Annotated in this window: 21 protein-coding genes; 11 read left to right on the plus strand and 10 right to left on the minus strand. The window is 43.9% G+C overall.

The window, feature by feature from the left end; genetic code table 11:
- Positions 1-44: 44 nt before the first annotated feature.
- From AC4MCC_RS12555 to AC4MCC_RS12565, 3 genes are all read right to left on the minus strand, one after another.
- The gene (locus tag AC4MCC_RS12555; protein WP_491885391.1) at positions 45-1,046 is read right to left on the minus strand and encodes a PIN domain-containing protein; all 1,002 of its coding nucleotides are present in this window, start codon (positions 1,044-1,046) and stop codon (positions 45-47) included.
- Between the two features lie 19 nt (positions 1,047-1,065).
- Positions 1,066-2,067: a hypothetical protein gene (locus AC4MCC_RS12560; protein ID WP_419363706.1), complete on the minus strand. Its 1,002-nt coding sequence runs from the start codon at positions 2,065-2,067 to the stop codon at positions 1,066-1,068.
- A gap of 222 nt (positions 2,068-2,289) precedes the next feature.
- The gene (locus tag AC4MCC_RS12565; RefSeq protein WP_004781873.1) at positions 2,290-2,535 is read right to left on the minus strand and encodes a SlyX family protein; all 246 of its coding nucleotides are present in this window, start codon (positions 2,533-2,535) and stop codon (positions 2,290-2,292) included.
- 39 nt (positions 2,536-2,574) lie between these two features.
- Between AC4MCC_RS12565 and AC4MCC_RS12570 the strand changes: the two genes are divergently transcribed.
- Both AC4MCC_RS12570 and AC4MCC_RS12575 read left to right on the plus strand, forming a co-directional pair.
- Positions 2,575-4,482: an ATP-binding cassette domain-containing protein gene (locus tag AC4MCC_RS12570; protein ID WP_419363708.1), complete on the plus strand. Its 1,908-nt coding sequence runs from the start codon at positions 2,575-2,577 to the stop codon at positions 4,480-4,482.
- 123 nt (positions 4,483-4,605) lie between these two features.
- Positions 4,606-5,541: an LpxL/LpxP family acyltransferase gene (locus tag AC4MCC_RS12575; protein ID WP_491876211.1), complete on the plus strand. Its 936-nt coding sequence runs from the start codon at positions 4,606-4,608 to the stop codon at positions 5,539-5,541.
- A gap of 40 nt (positions 5,542-5,581) precedes the next feature.
- Here AC4MCC_RS12575 and AC4MCC_RS12580 read toward each other — a convergent pair whose 3' ends face one another.
- Together AC4MCC_RS12580 and AC4MCC_RS12585 are read right to left on the minus strand one after the other, a co-directional pair.
- Positions 5,582-5,989 carry a GNAT family N-acetyltransferase gene (locus tag AC4MCC_RS12580; protein WP_419363712.1) on the minus strand — a complete coding sequence of 136 codons (408 nt, stop codon included), beginning with the start codon at positions 5,987-5,989 and terminating at the stop codon, positions 5,582-5,584.
- A 336-nt stretch (positions 5,990-6,325) separates the two neighbouring features.
- Positions 6,326-7,456, minus strand: a complete 1,131-nt coding sequence (locus AC4MCC_RS12585) for an endonuclease/exonuclease/phosphatase family protein (RefSeq protein WP_419363714.1) — start codon at positions 7,454-7,456, stop codon at positions 6,326-6,328.
- A gap of 188 nt (positions 7,457-7,644) precedes the next feature.
- Here AC4MCC_RS12585 and asd point away from each other — a divergent pair, with 188 nt between their 5' ends.
- The 5 genes from asd to truA all read left to right on the plus strand — a co-directional run bounded on the left by asd (position 7,645) and on the right by truA (position 13,731).
- On the plus strand, positions 7,645-8,763 hold the full coding sequence (gene asd / locus AC4MCC_RS12590) for an aspartate-semialdehyde dehydrogenase (protein ID WP_166136231.1): 1,119 nt from the start codon (positions 7,645-7,647) through the stop codon (positions 8,761-8,763).
- A 138-nt stretch (positions 8,764-8,901) separates the two neighbouring features.
- On the plus strand, positions 8,902-10,506 hold the full coding sequence (locus tag AC4MCC_RS12595) for a FimV/HubP-related protein (protein ID WP_419363718.1): 1,605 nt from the start codon (positions 8,902-8,904) through the stop codon (positions 10,504-10,506).
- Positions 10,507-10,571: 65 nt separating this feature from the next.
- Positions 10,572-11,900 carry a T4P machinery localization factor FimV gene (gene fimV, locus AC4MCC_RS12600; RefSeq protein ID WP_419363720.1) on the plus strand — a complete coding sequence of 443 codons (1,329 nt, stop codon included), beginning with the start codon at positions 10,572-10,574 and terminating at the stop codon, positions 11,898-11,900.
- Positions 11,901-11,946: 46 nt separating this feature from the next.
- Positions 11,947-12,915 carry an asparaginase domain-containing protein gene (locus AC4MCC_RS12605; RefSeq protein ID WP_419363722.1) on the plus strand — a complete coding sequence of 323 codons (969 nt, stop codon included), beginning with the start codon at positions 11,947-11,949 and terminating at the stop codon, positions 12,913-12,915.
- Between the two features lie 18 nt (positions 12,916-12,933).
- Entirely contained in the window at positions 12,934-13,731 is a 798-nt protein-coding gene (gene truA, locus AC4MCC_RS12610) for a tRNA pseudouridine(38-40) synthase TruA (RefSeq protein WP_034702377.1), read from the plus strand.
- A gap of 127 nt (positions 13,732-13,858) precedes the next feature.
- Here truA and AC4MCC_RS12615 read toward each other — a convergent pair whose 3' ends face one another.
- The gene (locus AC4MCC_RS12615; protein WP_004781856.1) at positions 13,859-14,866 is read right to left on the minus strand and encodes an AraC family transcriptional regulator; all 1,008 of its coding nucleotides are present in this window, start codon (positions 14,864-14,866) and stop codon (positions 13,859-13,861) included.
- A 231-nt stretch (positions 14,867-15,097) separates the two neighbouring features.
- Between AC4MCC_RS12615 and infA the strand changes: the two genes are divergently transcribed.
- The 3 genes from infA to AC4MCC_RS12630 all read left to right on the plus strand — a co-directional run bounded on the left by infA (position 15,098) and on the right by AC4MCC_RS12630 (position 16,458).
- Positions 15,098-15,319, plus strand: coding sequence for a translation initiation factor IF-1 (gene infA / locus AC4MCC_RS12620; protein ID WP_001284370.1), 222 nt, complete (start codon positions 15,098-15,100; stop codon positions 15,317-15,319).
- A 140-nt stretch (positions 15,320-15,459) separates the two neighbouring features.
- Complete coding sequence (locus AC4MCC_RS12625; RefSeq protein ID WP_491885392.1) at positions 15,460-15,855, plus strand: hypothetical protein; 396 nt, start codon at positions 15,460-15,462, stop codon at positions 15,853-15,855.
- A 189-nt stretch (positions 15,856-16,044) separates the two neighbouring features.
- Complete coding sequence (locus tag AC4MCC_RS12630; protein ID WP_312307389.1) at positions 16,045-16,458, plus strand: hypothetical protein; 414 nt, start codon at positions 16,045-16,047, stop codon at positions 16,456-16,458.
- Between the two features lie 65 nt (positions 16,459-16,523).
- Here the strand turns inward: AC4MCC_RS12630 and leuB are convergent, their stop codons facing one another.
- The 4 genes from leuB to leuC form a co-directional block, all read right to left on the minus strand.
- Positions 16,524-17,603, minus strand: coding sequence for a 3-isopropylmalate dehydrogenase (leuB, locus tag AC4MCC_RS12635; protein WP_419375020.1), 1,080 nt, complete (start codon positions 17,601-17,603; stop codon positions 16,524-16,526).
- A gap of 41 nt (positions 17,604-17,644) precedes the next feature.
- A complete protein-coding gene (locus AC4MCC_RS12640) occupies positions 17,645-18,208 on the minus strand; it encodes a hypothetical protein (RefSeq protein WP_491885393.1) in 564 nt (187 codons plus the stop codon).
- An 88-nt stretch (positions 18,209-18,296) separates the two neighbouring features.
- Positions 18,297-18,947 carry a 3-isopropylmalate dehydratase small subunit gene (gene leuD / locus AC4MCC_RS12645; RefSeq protein ID WP_005232352.1) on the minus strand — a complete coding sequence of 217 codons (651 nt, stop codon included), beginning with the start codon at positions 18,945-18,947 and terminating at the stop codon, positions 18,297-18,299.
- Between the two features lie 21 nt (positions 18,948-18,968).
- Positions 18,969-20,402 carry a 3-isopropylmalate dehydratase large subunit gene (gene leuC / locus AC4MCC_RS12650; RefSeq protein WP_419375021.1) on the minus strand — a complete coding sequence of 478 codons (1,434 nt, stop codon included), beginning with the start codon at positions 20,400-20,402 and terminating at the stop codon, positions 18,969-18,971.
- A gap of 262 nt (positions 20,403-20,664) precedes the next feature.
- Between leuC and AC4MCC_RS12655 the strand changes: the two genes are divergently transcribed.
- Complete coding sequence (locus AC4MCC_RS12655) at positions 20,665-20,901, plus strand: DUF2061 domain-containing protein (protein WP_159123642.1); 237 nt, start codon at positions 20,665-20,667, stop codon at positions 20,899-20,901.
- Positions 20,902-20,912 lie beyond the last annotated feature (11 nt).

Raw genomic sequence — 20,912 nt, forward strand, 5'->3', positions numbered from 1 at the left:
AATACTATTTTATTCTCTGTACTTATTACTTTTACGTCTTTGTTTTAAGATAAGATTTCAGTTTTTGGCTGATTGATGATATGCGGTTGGATCGCCATTGGAATCAGGCAGGACTCATCCAGATTGGCCCAAGCCTGTATGAGCTGGCTGTTATAAATCAGCTTGGTATTGTCCTGTTTGAAAATATCCTGCTTCTTTAAAACCTGAATGAAATCTTGCGCTGCTTGCTGGTGTTCTAAGCCTAAGATTGAGCGTACTGAATTTAATAAACTTGCTGTTTTGGCCGGACGGCTACTTCCACTCTTCGCCAGATAATCACTATAGATTTTGACCCGCTGTAAATGAGGTTTTAACTGAATATCAGCAATACTTGGTAAAGTAATGGCTACTGGTTTCGATTGTTTGAGCGCTTCCAGTTTTAACAGTTCGCGCATCCGGTTTAGCTCATAACTTACTTTTTGATCCTGAATCCGAATCAGCTGATAATTTTTTAACTGGCCAATGACCTGCTTGATAGTGGCAGAAGTGCCTTTTAGCCAGGACTTTAAGGCATTGTTGAGAGAGTTAAATTGTTTGGGCTGATTTTTCACTAACAGTTTAACCGCAGCGAAAAGCAGTTTGAATTCAGCTTTTTCTGGATGAATGTGCTCTAAAGATAATTTAGTGGAACATGTGGACTGAATTTCTTTTTTCTTCTGTTGTGCCTGAAACCCCATGACTTTGAGTAAATCGACAATATATTCAAATTTCTTATCATTCGACATGATATCAAATTCAGCTTCAGATGCCTGCATTTGTACAGACAACTGCCCGGCTACAAATGCCAAGCCAAAATCAGCAGCATCAGGTCCGGTTTTTGGCATTTTAATGAGAACCAGACGTTTTTGAACTACATGATCAGACAAATTTTGCAATCCATCCAGACTCAAGGCTACAGGTGATTTTGCATAAACCAGATAAACGAGGGCATAAGATTTGAGTAGGCTGAGTAACTCATTTTCTGTTTTAGGCTGATTTTCAATATCCAGTAACAGTATTTTTTTCATATGCCCTCATGAGATTATTCTAATTCAGAAACATCTCATGACTATATAACACTTCGTGACCATTCCAATAAATATATCCTTTTTCAATCAATTCTTTAAGTAAAAGACGGACATCTGACTTTGGAAATAACTGCTCGAGCAAATCACGTAATTCATAAATATCTTTAGGCTTATTTCCCTGTAATTCGCGCAGCTTGCGCGCAACTTCGAGCTGTACCGGATCAATTTTATTAAAGTTTTTGAACAGATCTTGCTGGGCAGACTGAATTGGAGATTGAGCAGGTGCAACAACAGGCTCTTCAGGATTAAGCTTCGAGACCACCTGATCCAAAGCTGGTTTTTCAGCAGGTTGGTTGTCATTGATATCCAGCTGCATCCACTGTTTCAGCACTTTTTTACGGAAACTGATCTGCTCGTCATAGCGTTTGACTATTTTCAGATTAATCAGCATGCCAACTACATGCTGCGCTTTGCCTGGTAAAACTTGCAGAATATTGGTGACAGAATTTTTTAAGGTTTCGAGCGTGGTCGGTTTGCCACTCATCTTGCCGAGCGCATCACAATATTTTTTCACTAGCTGCAAAGCTGGTTTTGCTTTAATGGCTTCAATACTCGGCAACTGGATTTTAGGTTTATCTTGAGTCTCTGTGGATGCATTCTCTGGCAACACCTGAATCAGGCTGCAATCAATATCTGAAGCCTGTAGCATCTGCATTAGCATTTCACTGTTATCCATGGCTGAAATCAGCTCGACATGAGTATCTGCTTCTAGCAAAGCCATTAGCTGACCCACAATCACGGCATATTCATATTCCTTATGCTCTGCTTCCGGGACATCCAGAATGATAATTTGTCCACTGCTGATCCAGCTGGCCAACTCAGTTAGTTCTTCTAGAGCAAACTCGAATTTTCCGGCACAGTTAAACAGATACAAGGTCGGATAATGTTCAACGATGTCACGTAACAGCTTGGCTGTAGGAAAGTTATTTTCGAGATCAAGAAGGACAACTTTTTGGCGCATAAGGCAAGATTAAAAACTGAGCTAGAAAATACTATTAGAGTAGGAAGTGTGTGAAAGGTCAAATAGTTTCCACCTTCCATGACGATATTTAGATTTTAAAGATCATCTTGGACGGAATAAAAATGGTGACTTGGTTTAGGTTTATCGAGCTTCACCAGCTTAAAAGAAAACCCTCGCGCCTGGAGGGCTTTTTTTGCTTTCTTTTTTAAAATTATTTGTAAATTAATAATGCGGTGGACGGTTGGTGACCGGATCAAAAGCATCAATTCCTTCGGACAAATCTGCAGACTCAACACGTTGATATAACAACTGCATTTGTTTTTTTAAATCGGCAATTTCCAGATTCTGGCGAGTGACCTGTTGATTCAACTGTTCAACTAAATCATCTAAAAATGCAATTCGCACTTGCAAATCTTCAATGGGTGCGGAAAATGACGCCTGATCATTTAGATTTTGTTGTTTAGTCATTTTAAGTCCTCATTTGGGATTTCAGGAAACATTAACATTATGGCCTATATTACTTTAAGGGATGTCCAACTGGCATTTGGCGGACCTGCCTTGCTCGACGGCGCCAACTTTAATTTGGAACGCGGTGAACGAGTATGTTTGATTGGCCGTAATGGTGAGGGTAAGTCTACCTTACTTAAACTGATTGAAGGAAGTTTACTCCCGGATAGTGGTGAAGTTTCGTTACAAAATGGCATCACCATTTCCATGCTGGCCCAAGACGTGCCGATGGATTCTGGCAAGGTTGCAGATATTGTTGCCGACGGCGCTGGTGAAGCTTCAGAAGTATTGCGTGCCTATCATGAAGCCAGTGAAGCTTGCGTGCTCGGTGATATGGAAGCCTGCGACCGTATGGGACATTTGCAGCATCAGATGGACCAGCTGGATGGCTGGGCTTTAGAAACTAAGGTCAACTCAATCCTGAGTAAAATGGGACTGGATCCGGAAGCGGATCTGGCCGATTTATCTGGCGGTCGTAAGCGCCGTGTTCTGTTGGCACGTGCCTTACTCACCCAACCTGATGTGCTGTTACTCGACGAACCGACCAACCATCTGGATGTCGAAAGTATTGAATGGCTGGAAAAATTCCTGCTCGAGCAAAACAATCTGACCTTACTATTTATTTCGCATGACCGTGCCTTTGTGGACAGTATTGCGACCCGTATTGTCGAACTAGACCGTGGTATTTTGCGTAGCTATGAAGGCAACTATTCACGTTACCTCGACCTGAAAGCTCAGCAGCTAGAAGCAGAAGAAAAGCAAAATGCCCTGTTCGAGAAAAAACTGGCTGAAGAAGAAGCCTGGATTCGTCAAGGCATTAAAGCGCGCCGTACCCGTAACGAAGGTCGTGTCCGTGCTCTAAAAGAATTGCGTGAAGAGTCTAAAGCACGCCGCTTCCAGCAGGGTAAAGTCAACATGTCGACTCAGGAGGCCCAACGTTCAGGTAAAGTGGTGTTCGAGATTGAACATCTCAGCGTGAAGTTTGGTGACAATGCACCGATCATTAATGATTTCTCGGCGCTGGTAATGCGTGGCGATCGGATCGGTCTGGTGGGTGATAATGGTGTCGGTAAAACTACACTGATCAAAGCCATTCTGGGAGAAATCGAGCATGGCGGTACAGTCAAAACCGGAACCCAGCTGGAAATTGCTTATTTTGACCAGCTACGTAATGTGCTGGATCTGGAAAAATCAGTTAAAGATAACGTTTCGGAAGGTTCGGATCATGTCGATGTAAATGGTCAACGTCGTCATATCTACAGCTATCTGCAAGACTTTCTGTTCTCGCCAGAACGTGCGCGTACGCCAGTTAAAGCTCTATCTGGCGGTGAACGTAACCGTATTCTGCTGGCTAAGCTGTTACTGAAACCATCAAACCTGATCGTGATGGATGAACCGACCAACGATCTGGATATGGTGACGCTGGAACTGCTGGAAGAAATGCTGGCGGAATACAAAGGCACCCTGCTACTGATCTCGCATGACCGTGCTTTTATGGACAACGTCGTCACATCAACCTGGGTCTTTGATGGCAAAGGCAATATTGATGAATATGTCGGTGGCTATCAGGATTATCTGGAACAACGTCCAGATCAGACTGTGGTTGACCAGAAAATGGCTGTCAAAAAAGCTCAGGCCAAAGCCGAAGCAGCGGTTACACCTGCAGCACCGGCTCCGAAGAAAAAACTCAGCTATAAAGATCAGCGTGAACTGGAAATGTTACCGGCTGAAATTGAAGCACTGGAAAAAGAACAAGCTGAACTTTCCGATAAACTGGCGGATGGTTCCTGGTTTGTCACAGATGCCGCAGCAGCGACTAAAGCATCTGAACGTTTAGGCGAAATTGATGAGATTTTGCTGGAAAAAATGGAACGTTGGGACGAACTGGAAAATATGACCAAGGGTTAATCTTTCAATCGCCTAGTCACTAAGCATCTGTATTCGTACAGGTGCTTTTTTAATTTGCAGTTTTTTATTTCAAAAAGCTCTTCTGCTACACTGCTGACATCTTTGATTTCAAATATTGAATTTATGAGTCGAACGCCAGAATACAAACCCGGTGAATTTCAATGGTCATTCCTGTTACCCCAATACTGGGGTATCTGGGTGGGTATTGTATTTCTGATGATTCTGGCCATCTTACCTTGGGCGATTCAGCATCGTCTGGCAGATTTACTCGGCCAGATGGCATTTAAATATTTGAAATCTCGCCGTGAAACCACGCTTCGCAATCTGGAAGTCTGTTTCCCGGAATGGTCAGCTCAAGAAGTTCAGGACAATGCCCGTATGGTCTTTATTGACCAGATGCTCGGTGTATTTGAGACCTTGAATGCCTGGTATTGCCCAAAATGGTTTAAAGGCCGGGTACAAATTGAAGGGCTGGAACATATCCAGCAGGCTCAGGCAGAAGGTAAAGGGGCTTTATTGCTCGGCACCCACTCGACTTTGCTAGATGCCGGCGGTTATTTATGTGCACAGTATTTTGAGCCAGATGTGGTGTATCGACCACAAAATAATCCCCTGCTTGATATGCTGATTTACCGTTGCCGTGCCACCATTTATGCCAACCAGATTGACCATGATGATATGCGTGGTCTGGTGCGTAACCTGAAAAATGGCCATGCCATCTGGTACAGTCCGGATCAGGATTTTGGTTTAAAACAGGGTGTAATGGCGCCCTTTTTTGGGGTACCTGCAGCCACAGTGACTGCACATCGTCGCTTACTCAAAATGACCAAAGCTGCTGCAATTCCCCTCTATTTTTACCGGGCTGGGGATATTAAAAATCCACGCTACTGTGTGCTGATCGAGCCGGCGGTAGAGAACTTGCCAAGTGCGGATGAAATCGATGATGCAACCCGGGTAAATCTGATTATTGAACGCCAGTTGCGCATTGCACCGACGCAATATATGTGGTTTCACCGTCGCTTTAAGACCCGTCCTGAAGGCTACGATAAAATCTATTAAGCACTAGAGACAATATGCACGGTATTATTGGCAAGAAAAATCAATGATCCGTTCCCTGATAAATCCACATTGCTTCTGTATGCCCTGCACGCTCAAAACCTAGAGCTTTATAAAATTCAGTGACATGCTGATCAGCCACCAGAATTTTCTGATGAAATCCTGAATAACGTTGTAGCATTTCTTGCATGATCAGACGACCAATACCCTGTCGCTGCACCTCCGGGTGAACCAATAAATGTGGGAAATACACCACCAGATAACCATCTGAAATCGCATTTCCCAAGCCGACCAGCCGACCGTTGATACGTGCCGTCACCAGACTATGAGAATGCTGCAAAGCCTTTAAAAGCAATTGAGGTTTTTCTGCAGCTGACCATTGATTGACAAGATAGAGCTGTAGCACTTCGGATTCATTGACTGAATCATGATCGGAAATCATAACTTCCATTCAGGTAATATCCATTTTTTAATTTAAATTTTATTTTAATAATCAATTAATTATAATAAATAAATGAGCCAAAAATAATTTAACCCGGGTTCTACATCCTGTAAAACCCGGGTTAATGAGGTTGTGCTTTCATATGTTATAATTGCTTCTTCGTTGTTGTGATTTCCCTTTCAGCATCATTTCCATGATGTTTTCATTCAGCTTCGTCTTCCTTATGAGAATATCCTTTCTCGACTCCCTGTGCTGATGAGCTTAGAATACGTGGATTCCTCTGTGCTGCCCATTCGCAAGAAGCGGAAACTGCTGTAAGCAATATCGTACACTTTTCAGCTAAAACTATAAGAATTTCTCCTCATTCTTATAAGCCATCGCAATCTTATCAGTGACCTTTTTCTCTTCTTTCTCTGCCTTTTCAATTCCTTCCTGAATTGCTTCTTTGGCTTCCTGATCATCCTGATCCGTTTCTTCTAGCTCTTCCTGATGATGCTCAAATACCCGGCCAGTTTGTAATACCAGATAAACTGGAAAATGATCTGATCCGACGTGTTTTAAACGCTCCATATGCACCAGAGCGAAATCGGTGCTGTGAAACACATGGTCAAGCGACCAGCGCAATAAAGGATAATCGGCATGAAAAGTATTCACATAACGTCGACCGACACGGGGATCAAGCAAACCGCTAATACGCTGGAATAAACGTGTTGTGCGTGACCAGGCCACATCATTCAGATCTCCCATCACGATGCTGCTTTCATCCAGATCTTTAATCTGATCCCCTACAATCAGCAGTTCCGCATCACGTAAGGTTGAATCTTTGGCTTCAGTTGGGCTTGGAGGCTTCGGATGCAGACAATAGAGCTGTACCGGCTGTCCGGAACGTAACATCACCTTGGTATGAATCGAAGGAATTTCATCGCTCAAAATAAATTTAACCTCAGTCTCACTCAGCTCAAGTTTGCTGTACAGGTGCATGCCATACAGATTATCCAAAGGTACGGGTACCCGATAGGGATAATCTGGCTCAATGACAGCCAATGCATCCTGCCATGCCTGATCGGTTTCCAACGTTAAGACCAAGTCTGGCTGATGGGTCTGGATCTGTTCAATCAGTAAATGATATTTAGTATTGGTCGTAAGGACATTAGAGACAATCAGGGAAATCTGACGATCCGGATCCAGCTGATCCTGCTTGACCTGCTTGACCTGTTTTTTCCAAACAAAGGTATAAGGCAAGACCATTTTCAGCTGATACGCCAAAGCAGCGATCAGACCAACAAAAAGCAGCTGATTAAAGGCTGTCCACGGGTGATCGACCAGGAGAAAAAGAACAAAGGCAATGAAGCCCAAAACCAGAATCTGTAAACGTGGAAAATCTGCACCACGAATCCACCATTCATCTCGGGGAATCAGCGACCAGAAACTTAACCAGATGACCACGATTGCCATGATCTGGATAAACCCTACCATAAGATACACTCTTTACTAAGTTATTATTTTTTCTAAAAGAAAAATTACTTTATCAATTTTGTATGTATCATAAAGCAGATATTTCGCTCAAGAATATTGATGTTTTGATTGTGTAGCTCTTGCAGTCGCGTCCCTTTTTGATACACTCGAATCCCTTTTGATTTTTTAACGCACCGAGGCAAAGTGACATGAAAGTAGGTCTGGTCGGTTGGCGCGGGATGGTGGGTTCCGTCCTTATGCAACGTATGGTTGAAGAGAATGATTTTGCTCATTTTGAGCCATTCTATTTTTCTACCAGTAATGCAGGTGGTGAAGCTCCTGCATTTGGTGGTAAGACTGCCCCAGCACTTATGGATGCAACAGACATTAACAGTCTGAAGCAAATGGATGTCATTATTACCTGTCAAGGTGGCGATTACACCACTGAAGTTTTCCCGAAAATGAAAGCTGAAGGCTGGGATGGCTACTGGATTGATGCAGCATCTACCCTGCGTATGGATGATGAAGCAATCATCGTACTTGATCCGGTGAACATGCATGTGATCAAAGACGGTCTGGTCAAAGGTACCAAAACTTTCGTGGGCGGTAACTGTACCGTTTCTCTGATGTTGATGGGCTTAGGCGGTCTGTTCCAGAACAATCTGGTGGAATGGGCAACTTCCATGACTTATCAGGCAGCTTCGGGTGCTGGCGCGCAAAACATGCGTGAGCTGATTACTGGCATGGGTTATTTATATAACAATACCAAAGACTTGCTAGATGATCCACGTTCTCCAATTCTGGACATTGATTCTAAAATTGCTGAATTGCAACGTGGCGAAGGCTTCCCGTCTGCAAACTTCGGTGTGCCTTTAGCGGGTTCTCTGATTCCATACATCGACAAGCAGCTGGAAAGCGGCCAGTCTAAAGAAGAATGGAAAGGTCAGGCTGAAACCAACAAGATCTTGGGTAACCAGCAGATTGTACCGATTGATGGCCACTGTGTACGTATCGGCGCAATGCGTTGTCACTCTCAGGCATTAACGCTGAAACTTCGCAAAGACGTTCCACTGGATGAGATCGAAGATATCATTGCAAATGCAAATGACTGGTCTAAAGTTGTGCCAAACACTCGTGAAGCATCAATGACTGACCTGACTCCTGTTGCAGTCACTGGTACATTAACTGTACCTGTTGGTCGTCTGCGTAAACTGAACATGGGTAAAGAATACCTAGGCGCATTCACAGTAGGTGACCAGTTACTTTGGGGTGCTGCAGAACCTTTACGCCGTATGCTGCGCATCTTGATTGACTATAAAAACTCTTAAGTTTCCGTCAAGAAATAAAGCACAAAGCCGATCTTTATTGATCGGCTTTTTTGTGTAACTATTGCGTAAGTATTTTACAAAAAACAAACATCCCGTTAATCTATAATTTTCGCTATGCGATAATGACTGAGCTCACAGATGACTGTATATAACAAATTAAAGCTTGCCATTTTAGCCATTGTTGCTTCACAAAATATTTATGCGATTAATGTAGATCCGGTACAAATCCAGTCTGCACCTGGGGAATTGCTTTATGCGGAAATGAATTTCCGTCAATCAGATATTAACTTGCCAATTGAGGTAAGTTTAGCCTCGCCAGAAGACCTGATTTCTATGGGTGCATCGCATCAGCCACCGGGTCATTTGAATTTTTTCACCCGTCGCAACAGTAATGGTACTGGGGTTATTACCATTACCTCGTCGCGCCCGGTCACTGATCGTGAATTAAATATCATTGTAAAAATCAAGGAAGGCAATGCAGCACGCCTACAGCATATCCGTACTGCATTAAGACCTAAAACTGATTTGTTACAGGCCAGCCTGAAACAGACTGAACAGCCCCTCGCGCCTGTCGTAGTCGTGAGTGAAAAAGATATTGCTCTGAACTTACCGGTGAGTACGCGCTATACCAATGCCCCATCCAAACCAGCCACCTCGTTTGTGGCAGAAAAACCGTTAGCCTTACAAAACACAGCACCTCCTGCATTATCAGCCAGCTCGATTCCTAAAACAGCGATAGCTGCTGTGACCCATGAGCCGACATCGAGTATTGCAGCTCAAGTCGCAAGCCCAACAAAACTTAATACCGAAACTGCGGTAGCAGCGACAAGTCATAGTGCACAGCAGGCTAGTACTGTAAACACTACGCCAGTAAATACTCCATCCAAAGCAGTCAACACAGCGGTGACTCAAGCAGATGCAACGCCCAACTTACAGGCTGCAGCGACAAAAGTTCAGGCTGAAACAAAACCAGCTGAAGTTGCAGTAGATCCAACAAATAAAAATGCAGCCTCAGCGCAAGTTTCTGCACCGACAAGCACTGAAAATCAGATGGTGTCCAGTGATCCACTTGTCAAAAAATATGCAGAACAACAGGCACGCAAGCAGGCGGCATCCACTACTGCACAGGACAAACCAAATTTAGCAGCTATAACTCAAGCACAGCCGGCAGCCATCAAACAAAGCACCTCAACCCAGGTCAAACCGACCTATGTAGTACAGTCAAATGAGTCGCTTTGGGGCATTGCTTCCAGGATTGCCAATGAACAGCAGCGTCCAGTGAGTGAGGTCATGCAGCAAATCAAACGTGAGAATGAACATGCTTTTATTGGAGGCGATGCCAACCGCTTGCGTAAAGGTGCAGCGCTTAATTTAGCGACCATTCATACTGCGAAAACTCCGATCCAGGCCGCAGCGATTAAGTCCACTCAAGTACCCTCCAAACCTGCTGCAAAAACCAAATATCGCCTGAATGAGGCTGAAATGAGCCTGGTTGCCGAGAATCAGCGTGATTCCGGCCAGGTTTCTGCCAACTCAAACACAAAAGAAAATCGAACTTCGAAAGAGTTGTCATTAAAAGTTATGACAGCCCGTGAAAAAACCGTTAAATTACAGAGAAACGTAACTGAACTAGAATTGGCACTCAATCAGAAGGATCACAGAATTCAATTATTAAATGCTCGTCTTGCCCAGCTGCAACAACAGCTTAAAGCACAACAGGCAGATAAAAAGCCAATTAATTAAAAAGTTACACATGACGATTTATTGGGATAGGCGAACTTAATGACTCTATCCCCAAGGGGTAAAACATGCTGATTTATGTGATTCCATTAGTGATATTGATCATCGTATTAATTGTCATAAAAAAACGACAAGATGCTCAAGAATCAGATAAAGCAAAAACTAAAACTGTAAAAGCGAAAAAACCTGGCGCTGCATCAAAATCCACTTCCCAAAGAACCAAAGTGGTCGAGCCAGCCGGAGTCGTTAAAAAATCAGCAACGCCTCTATCAGCAGAGACACGCAAGAAAATTGAAGGTCTGATTCAGGAACGTAATTTCTTTGCAGCCGAAGCGCAAATCAATCAGGCACTGAATCGCGATAATTCTCAACATGAGTTGTATTTATTGCTACTCGACATTCATATCCTGCAAAAAGATGAATTTGCGATTTCACAGCTGATTAATCATGTCCGTTCTCTAGGACTGGAAGATATTCTGGCTCAGGCTGAGGTCAAAAAGCGTGAGTTTGAAAACTCTTCGGTCGCTGTTCAGGATACTATTGATTTCCCAAGTGCTCAGCCACAAACCCCTCCTGTACAGGAAAGCAAACCTTCTACAGATGCCTTTGCAGACCTGGTTGCCGCCCCCGCTTCAAACGAACAGGCATTTGATGCATTACAACAGGAACTGCAACCGAGTAAACCAGCTGCTGTAGCGGAACCAGTACCTGATATCCAACCCTTAGAGTTCAACTTTGAACCGAAGATTCCAGCGGCTGAGCCAGTAAAAACGGAAGAAGTTCCGCCTGTATCAGATAATTCAGTTGAATTTGATCTTCAGATGAATACTGCTGAAACCCAGACTGCTCCAACAGCAGCAACTGAGTCAGCACCGGTTCTGGATTTTAAGCTTGAGCTTGAACCATCTATATCCTTAAAAACAGAATCAGCACCTGCAACAACAGAAGAAATCCAGCCTTTAGATTTCTCTTTCTCTCTAGACACTCCAACACCTGCAGCGGAAAAAACAGCCGAACCTGCGACTGAGTTTGACCTGTCTAGCCTCGATATTGCAACGCCTGCAACTGAAACGCCTGCTGCGACTGAAACATCTGGACTAGATTTTAAACTTGATAATGTCGAAGCTGTAAAAGAAGCTCCTGTTTCTACAGGGGTGAATTTTGAGATTCCGACAGCGCCTGTGACTTCAACAACCGATCAACATGATCCATTGGTGCAGTCCTTCCCGGAACTGATGGAAGTTAATGAAGCGGACCTTAACCTGGAGCTGGCACAGCAATATATCCAGTTAGGCGCTTATGCAGCTGCCCGTGAAGTCATAGCTGAACGTGAAGCTGAATATACAGCAGCACAACGTCAGCAAGCCGATCAGTTGCTGAATCAAATCGCATCTTAATCAATTTCCCTTTACACTAAAGCAGTCACATTTGGCTGCTTTTTTTATGATGAAAGATATTGCACTGATTTATATGGGCGGCACCTTTGGCTGTGTCGGTGATCCGCTCGCCCCTATGTCTGCCGATTTATTTATTCCAAAACTGGAACAGCTACTTACAGATCAACCGTTCATTCAGTATTACTGCGCTCCTGTGATTAAGGACAGTAGTGCCTGTACTGCTACAGACTGGTTAGAACTGGTGCAATTTATCCAAAATCTGCAATCTGTACAGCAGATACAACATTTTGTGATTATTCACGGGACAGATACCCTGAGCTATGCCAGCGCAGTATTGGCACATTTTATGGGGAATTCGGCTCATATTGTGCTGACTGGCAGCCAGTATCCCCTCCTGAATGCTGAAGGCGATGCGCAACGCGAATTTAGCGATGCCATGGACAATCTGAGCTTTGCGCTCGCTTCAGTAACTCAGTGTAATGCAGGTGTTTATCTGGCTTTTCATCAGCAACTGATTCATGCTCAAACTGCCTTAAAGCAACATACCACTGAGCTGAATGCCTTTGCTGGTCTGGATGCGCATATCGCTATTCAGGCCAACCAGCAAAGTCATCAGGTTACAGCAGACGATATTGCCAAAGCTCTGGATTTTAACTGTATGAGCTTGATGATGCAGCCGATCGATTTAGTTCAACAGTTCAATAATCTGAAAAATATTTTGGCCTATCCTCCGCATTTTCTATTCCTGCAAGGCTTTGGAACCGGCAATCTGGCCGTCAATCCAGAGATCGTAGATTTTATCAATCAGCTCTATGCCAAAGGCTGTATCTTGGTCTTAACTACTCAAGTACCTTTCGGTGCCACCGATCAGCGTTATGCCATTGCTGAATGGGTGCATGATTGCAAAATTCTACTCAATGAAAGTTATGGCCATGCTGATCTTTATGCAAAAGCCCTAAAAATGTATTTACAATATGACACGGTAGAGCAATGGCATGCCCATTGGTACAATTAGTCAGGTTTTGAGGTCATTATGCAGCGTTTTGCGGTGGGAATTGAGTTTTGTGGAACGAATTATCGAGGTTGGCAGACTCAACAACCGGGCGTAATCAGTGTTCAGGAAACCATCGAGAAGGTACTCAGTAAAATTGCCGATGAACCGATTATTCTGCATGGTGCAGGCCGAACCGATGCCGGCGTGCATGCGACCAATATGGTCGCACATTTTGATACCCATGCCTTGCGTTCTGAACGAGGCTGGTTAATGGGCTCAAATAGCCAGTTACCTAAGGATATCTCAATCCAATGGATCAAGGAGATGGATGATGGCTTCCATGCACGCTTTAAAGCACAGGCACGCCGTTATCGTTATATTGTCTATAACCATCCGGTACGCCCTGCCTTGCTGCATAAACAGGTCACTCATATTTACTATCCACTTGATGTCAAAAAGATGATTGAAGCGGCTGCAAAGTTTGAAGGCACACATAACTTTGAGAGTTTCCGTGCAGCAGCCTGCCAGTCCAATCAGCCGGTACGTCACGTCCGTCACTGCCGCCTGATCCAGCATGGGCCTTATCTGATTCTAGATATTCAGGCGGATGGCTTCCTGCATCATATGGTACGCAATATCATGGGCTGTTTGCTGGAAATCGGCCAAGGTATGTATGGGGTTGACCATATTGACCATATTTTTGCAGCAGAAGATCGTAAAGCAGCCGGTGTTACCGCACCACCGGACGGTCTGTATTTTATCCAGGCTGAATATCCAGAGTATTTTGACCTACCCAAAGTACCTTTGGGTCCATACTGGTTAAATATGCCGGAATAAGCTAATTATTTTTAATTTTTAAATCCCTCCTAACCTCCCTTTGAAAAAGGGAGGAACTCTCCTCCTGAGCAAAGCTTAAGCACTGCTTTAAGCTGAAGCGCAAGAAAGGAGGGACTTAAGATAGTAATTAACGCTGCTTGCGCTTCCGATATTCCACCGGCGTTTCATTGGTCCAGCGTTTAAAAGCACGGTAGAAGGTACTTGGCTCCGAGAATCCAGTCAGATAAACGATACGTTCTACACTTTCATTGGTACTCGCCAATAAACGTTTAGCCAGACGACAGCGATAATCGGACAGAATCTGCTGGAAACTGGTATTAGCCTCACTGAGCTGGGTACGTAAACGGCGTGGGGTAATATTCAGTTGAGCGGCTACAGTTTCCAAAGTCGTTTCACCACTTTCTAAAGTAGAACCGATTGCACGACGTACTTCCCCGACTAAATCGTAACGAGCCAGTTCCTGTAATTTTTCAATTGCCAGCTGTTCATGTAGCTGCAACAGTTCCGGTTCTGCCTGCCAAAGCGGGAAATCAAGAATGCTTGGATCAAAATACAAACGGGTTTCTTTCTGCCCCAGACTTACCGGGCATTCATAGACCCGGAAATATTCTTCATCTGCCGCGCCTTTGGAAAAATTGAAATCGATATAGATCGGTTCAAAGCGACCTTCAGTAATAAATTTAAAGAAACGCAACACACCTGACATCGCACATTCGGTAAAGTGACGATTGACCAGACTTTCAGCGAAAGGCTGCTCACCATTGGTCAGATAGCAGCGATCATCTTCGACCACCAGCTTGGCATGAAAAGCATCACTGATCAGACGCTGATAAGCCAGCGCACGTTTCAAGCCTTCACCAAAATTCTCTGATGAAATAAACAGATGCTCGATCACCTGTCCGCGATAGAGCGGCAAATGTTCACCCAGATGCAATCCGATATCTGGGTCCTTACTGACCTCTTCTGCGGCAACCCAGAAGGCATACTGAGCACTGAGTGGAGTACGGTCATTGGTCTCCACCTGATTTAAAGCGACTCCTGCTTTTGTCAGAAGTTCTTCTGTTGGCAAACCTGCACGACGAATCGCCTGATAGCCTAAACGCAATACGACTGATGCATCCGTTAGCTGACTCACTCAAAAACCTTCCTTGTATGTACTTCATTTATACTTAAAAAGATTGAAATTAGATTAACTGTGATTGACCAAACTGACAACAGATACCACACGCTTTTTAGTTAAAAAGTTTAAACTCATACTTCGCTTATTTTACTGACAGATGATCAGTCTAACGCCCGTTACACCTTGTGTTTTGCGAAAAAATTGACTATAATTTGCGCCTTTCCAATTTATTCATTCAGGTAGGCTATGGCCAATAAAGAGGAACTCATCGAGTTCGAAGGCGTTGTCACCGAGACGCTTCCTAATACTATGTTCCGTGTACGTTTAGAAAACGGTCACGAAGTAATTGCCCATATTTCTGGTAAAATGCGTAAACACTATATTCGTATTTTGACTGGCGATAGCGTGAAGGTCGAAATGACACCTTATGATTTAACTAAGGGTCGTATCACATACCGTGCGCGCTAAGTTTTAGCGGAAGCAAAAGCCACTCATCCAGTGGCTTTTTTATTGCCTTTTCTTTTATATCAATTCCCCCTGCACATTCCCTATACTTCATCCGAAGATAATAATTTCTATTTTCCTCTAATAAAAACAGTGAATCATTCATGCAAAAAATCTTGTTTTCTTTGATCCTAGGAATCAGCCTGACTGCCTGCGCCACTACCAATTCGACAAAATCACGACAACTAGATCAGCAACTACAGCAATATATCGGCCAATCTGCAGAGTCAATTCGTAAGGATCTGGATTTAACTACACTCGGTTTTAAGACCTCAAAAGTACCTGTACAAATGGAAAAACGTCTGAGTTATACCGTACTTCCTACCATTGAACTTCCGCTGGGAATACCGGCCATTCAGCAAAGTGTCAGTATAGGCGCCCCTGTACGACTCGCAACTGCACCCGGCCCGGGTTATCAGGCTGAAATGCCTTGTCAGATTCATTTTCAGCTAGAACAAGGGATTGCCCAATCCGTGCAATATAGCGGACGTGCCTGTTAAGACTTATTTTGGCGTTTTATTCATTTTAAAGTGGACTTAAAAACGTTCTAAGTTGTCTTGAATTTGACAGCTAAAGCTAACATCTAACTGCCTGATTATTCCTGTCTTGCCTAATAATAAATTACAACAGTTCCTCTCACACTTTGCGACTACACTGTTTTTAAGCGTTCCTTGAGTAGGAGTGATGTGATGTTGTTAAGCAAAGGTACTTCTCTGGTATTGGGCTTGAGCATCCTGTTGCTCGGTCTGTCAGGGTGTGCACAGACACCCACGATCAGCCAGACCGACCGTGAAGCTTATTTACAGCAATTTATTGGTCAGAGCAGCCAGTATATTGATCGCAATTTAGATTTGAAACGTTTGGGTTATCAGCAAATCAGTGAACCTGAGCTCAGCTCCCAACAGCTCAGCTATGTCGTAGAACGTCCTGTGACCGTTCCCTTACCAATTGCTCAGTTTCCGGCAGCAGGTACTGGCACAGTTCCGGTTCCAGTCACTGTGAGCCCTGCATCAGGTTATGATGTGAATTTGCAATGCAAGATTACCTTTTTGCTTAAAGACAATATTGCAACTTCTGTCAGCCTTTCGGGTCGAACCTGTTAATCAAAATCAGTCATAAAAAAACGCAGCTCAAGGCTGCGTTTTTTTACATGGAACTAATGAGTAACTTAGTTCAATGCAGTCACAACTGCCTGACCCATTTCTACCGTACCCACTTTAGTCATGCCTTCAGACATGATGTCAGCAGTACGTAGACCTTGGTCTAGAACATTCCCTACTGCATCTTCAATTGCTTTTGCGGCTGCTTCTTCACGGAAGGTATAACGCAGCATCATGGCTACAGACAGAATAGTTGCCAATGGGTTTGCTACGTTTTGACCTGCGATGTCTGGTGCAGAACCATGGCAAGGTTCGTACATCCCTTTACCATTTTCATCCAATGATGCTGATGGCAACATACCGATTGAACCAGTCAGCATTGCAGCTTCATCAGACAGGATGTCACCGAACAGGTTAGACGTTACGATCACGTCAAACTGTTTAGGCGCACGTACTAATTGCATCGCAGCATTGTCTACATACATATGAGACAGGTTAATGTCTGGATATTGCTCTTCTTTCAGTGCAGTCACGGTTTGTTTCCAAAGCTCAGTCACTTCAAGCACGTTGGCTTTATCAACTGAACATACTTTACCGCCACGCAGACCAGCAAGTTCGAACGCAACCTTGGCAATACGTTTGATTTCAGACTCTGCATAAACGTCAGTGTTGAAACCTTGTTTTTCGCCATTTTCCAGTTCACGGATCCCGCGTGGCTGACCGAAGTAAATACCACCAGTCAATTCACGTACAATCAGGATATCCAGACCTGAGACAATTTCCGGTTTCAAGCTAGAGGCATCAGCCAATTGCGGATAAAGAATTGCTGGACGCAAGTTCGCAAAGAGATTCAATTCACTACGTAGTTTTAACAGGCCACGTTCTGGACGGATTGAACGCTCAATCGTATCCCATTTTGGACCGCCTACAGCACCGAGTAGAATTGCATCTGCTTTTTTCGCCTGTTCAGACGTTACATCTGGATAAGGTGAACCGTGTGCATCAATCGCAGCACCACCCAACAGACCTTGTTCCCATGTTAAACCCAGATTGAATTTTTCATTAACTCGTGTAAGCACCTGTTCTGCGGCTTTTACAATCTCAGGACCAATACCGTCACCAGCTAAAATCAAAATTTGTTTAGACATGAGCTTTTCCATTTATAAGGTCAGGCATCCACCTGACTAGGTTAAATTTTTTTTTCTACAAACTCTGCAATGCCATTGATGACATTATAGGGTTTGCAAAAACGACGAATCACTTTCTGCTCTTGCAACAGGTCCACACACAATGGATCAGGTGCAGAGGCATTTAATAAACTGGTGCTACGTGCATTTCGGTCACGGAACATTTTCAAGGTATAGCGTTTATTCGCCTTAAACTGCTGGAACAGATGCAAGGTCTCAGCCTTATCCTTGCTAATCGGATAGAAACGCACCACCAGTTCATACTGCCCTTCCGGCACAGATAAATAAATCGGATTATCCTGTTTCAGGTTTTTGGCCTGCAAACGAACCAGACGCTGATCCAGCGCTTCTGGGCTGATTCGCTTGGTGGACTCATCCACAATCATGGTCCGATCTAAACGTTCAAACTGACAATCCGGTGTGCCTGCACAATAAATCAAGGCATTGGATTTGCTTTCTGCATCTTCTTTGGCGTGTTTAAGTTTGAAGGTATCAATGCTTTGACACGCGGTCATCAGCACTGATACTGCACTTAGAGCAAGCCACTGTTTCCAATACGTTGCCATGATGTCTGTATTAACCTATCAAAAAAAATTAATAATCTTCTGATATTAGCAAGGCCTTCGCAGTCATGCCATGACAATTTTTGCTGTTTTATGAATGAATTTCAGCAAATACCCATGGGCGTGATTGTTTGGTTTTTTCTTCGTAGGCACGAATATCATCTGCTGCCTGCAAAGTTAAGCCAATATCATCCAAACCATTTAACAAACAATGCTTACGGAATGGGTCCACTTCAAACTTGAAGCTTTCGCCATTTGGTGTACGAACTTCCTGCGCTTCCAGATCAATCGTTAACTGATAGCCTTCAGCTGCTGCACATTCCTTGAATAACTGATCAACCGTTTCTTCCGGCAAGATCACCGGCAACATGCCATTTTTAAAACAGTTATTAAAGAAAATATCAGCAAAGCTTGGCGCAATCACAGTACGGAAACCGTATTCATTCAATGCCCACGGCGCATGCTCACGACTTGAACCGCAACCGAAGTTAGCACGTGAAATTAAAATCGATGCACCTTGATAACGTGGCTGGTTTAACACGAAGTCCGGGTTAATCGGACGAACCGAGTTATCCTGACCCGGATAACCTTCATCCAAATAACGCAACTCATCAAACAGGTTTTCACCGAAACCGGTACGTTTGATCGATTTCAAAAACTGTTTTGGAATAATTAAATCTGTATCGACATTGGCACGGTCTAAAGGTGCAACAATACCTTGTTCAACGGTATAAGCTTTCATATTTCTGCTCCTGCGTACCAATTAAAATGAACGGACATCAACAAAGTGACCGGCAATCGCTGCCGCCGCCGCCATGGCTGGACTCACCAAGTGGGTACGACCGCCATTACCCTGACGACCTTCAAAGTTACGGTTTGAAGTTGAGGCGCAATGTTCGCCTGGCTGCAATTTGTCAGCATTCATTGCCAAACACATAGAACAGCCTGGTTCACGCCATTCAAAACCAGCTTCGATAAAGACTTTATCCAGACCTTCAGATTCTGCCTGCTGTTTCACCAAACCAGAACCCGGAACCACCATTGCCTGTTTAATGCTAGAAGCCACTTTACGGCCTTTGATCACTTCAGCCGCAGCACGAATATCTTCGATACGTGAGTTGGTGCAAGAACCGATGAATACACGATCTAACTGAATATCTGCTAAAGCCTGACCTGCGGTTAAGCCCATATATTGATAAGCACGGTTCCAGTCATTGCGCTGTACATCATCTTTGGCCTGTTCCAAAGTTGGAACCGCTTGAGACACCGGAATCACCATCTCAGGAGAAGTCCCCCAAGAGACTTGTGGTTCAATCTCTTCACCTTGCAACACCACGACTGTATCGAAGTGCGCGCCTTCATCAGAATGCAAGGTATTCCAGTACGCAACCGCCTGATCCCATTGCTCGCCTTTCGGTGCATATGGACGGTCTTTGACATACTCAATGGTTTTTTCGTCGACTGCAACCATACCGACACGTGCGCCCGCTTCGATTGCCATGTTACACACGGTCATACGGCCTTCGATCGACATGTCACGGAACACCTGACCACCAAATTCAATCGCGTGACCTGTACCGCCAGCAGTTCCAATTTTACCGATAATGGCTAAAACAACGTCTTTCGGTGTTACGCCCTGACCTAATTTACCGTCAACGCGCACCAACATATTTTTCATTTTCTTTTGAACAAGACATTGGGTCGCCAATACATGTTCAACTTCTGATGTTCCAATCCCGTGTGCCAAGCAGCCAAATGCACCATGTGTTGCAGTATGTGAGTCACCACATACAACGGTCATACCTGGTAAGGTTAGGCCCTGCTCAGGACCTACCACGTGCGCGATCCCTTGACGAATATCGTTAATATCAAATTCAACAATATTGAACGTCTTACAGTTGTCATCCAGGGTTTGTACCTGGATACGTGAAGTATCATCTTCAATCCCAGCCACACCCTGCTCACGCTCTTTTTTAGAGGTCGGTACGTTATGGTCAGGTGTTGCGATGTTGGCACTTAAACGCCATGGCTTACGGCCAGCAAGTTGCAAGCCTTCAAAGGCTTGTGGTGAAGTCACTTCATGCAATAAATGACGGTCGATATAAAGTAGAGCTGAACCATCATCTCGTTGTTTTACTAAATGGTCATCCCATAACTTATCGTATAATGTTTTTGCTGTTTGGGTCTCGCCTGCCATGTCGATGTGCTCCACTGGACTGGGTAAATTCTTTCGCTAATTTTGATTATATCGCTGCATTCACATAAATCTAATTTATCATTTTTATTAGTTAAAAAACTTTTTGGAATCTTTTAAAACTTAAATTAAATCATGGTTTAGCTCTCTTTTCAAAAATCTAATTTTCCGATTAATTTATCAAGAATATTCGTTTTTACAAATTAAATGAGAGTTATTATTATTTCCTCATCGGCACAGATCATTTGTTTTGAGGAAGATCAACATGGCACATATTCAACGTTTCGTAGACAACAATCAGCGCATGTTCAAAAAGACATTTAGCTATTACATCATGCACATCACTGTCGCGATGTTAGTGGGCTATTTTGTCACAGGCAGTTTAACCATGGCGATTGCCTTGAGTTTATTAGAACCGACTGTACAGGCGGTTGCTTTCTTCTTCCACGAGAAAATCTGGGAAGCAAAAAGCCAGCAACAGGATGAGGAAATCACCGCATAAATTTTTGTCGA

The sequence above is a fragment of the Acinetobacter sp. CAU_H_56 genome, from assembly GCF_058599425.1.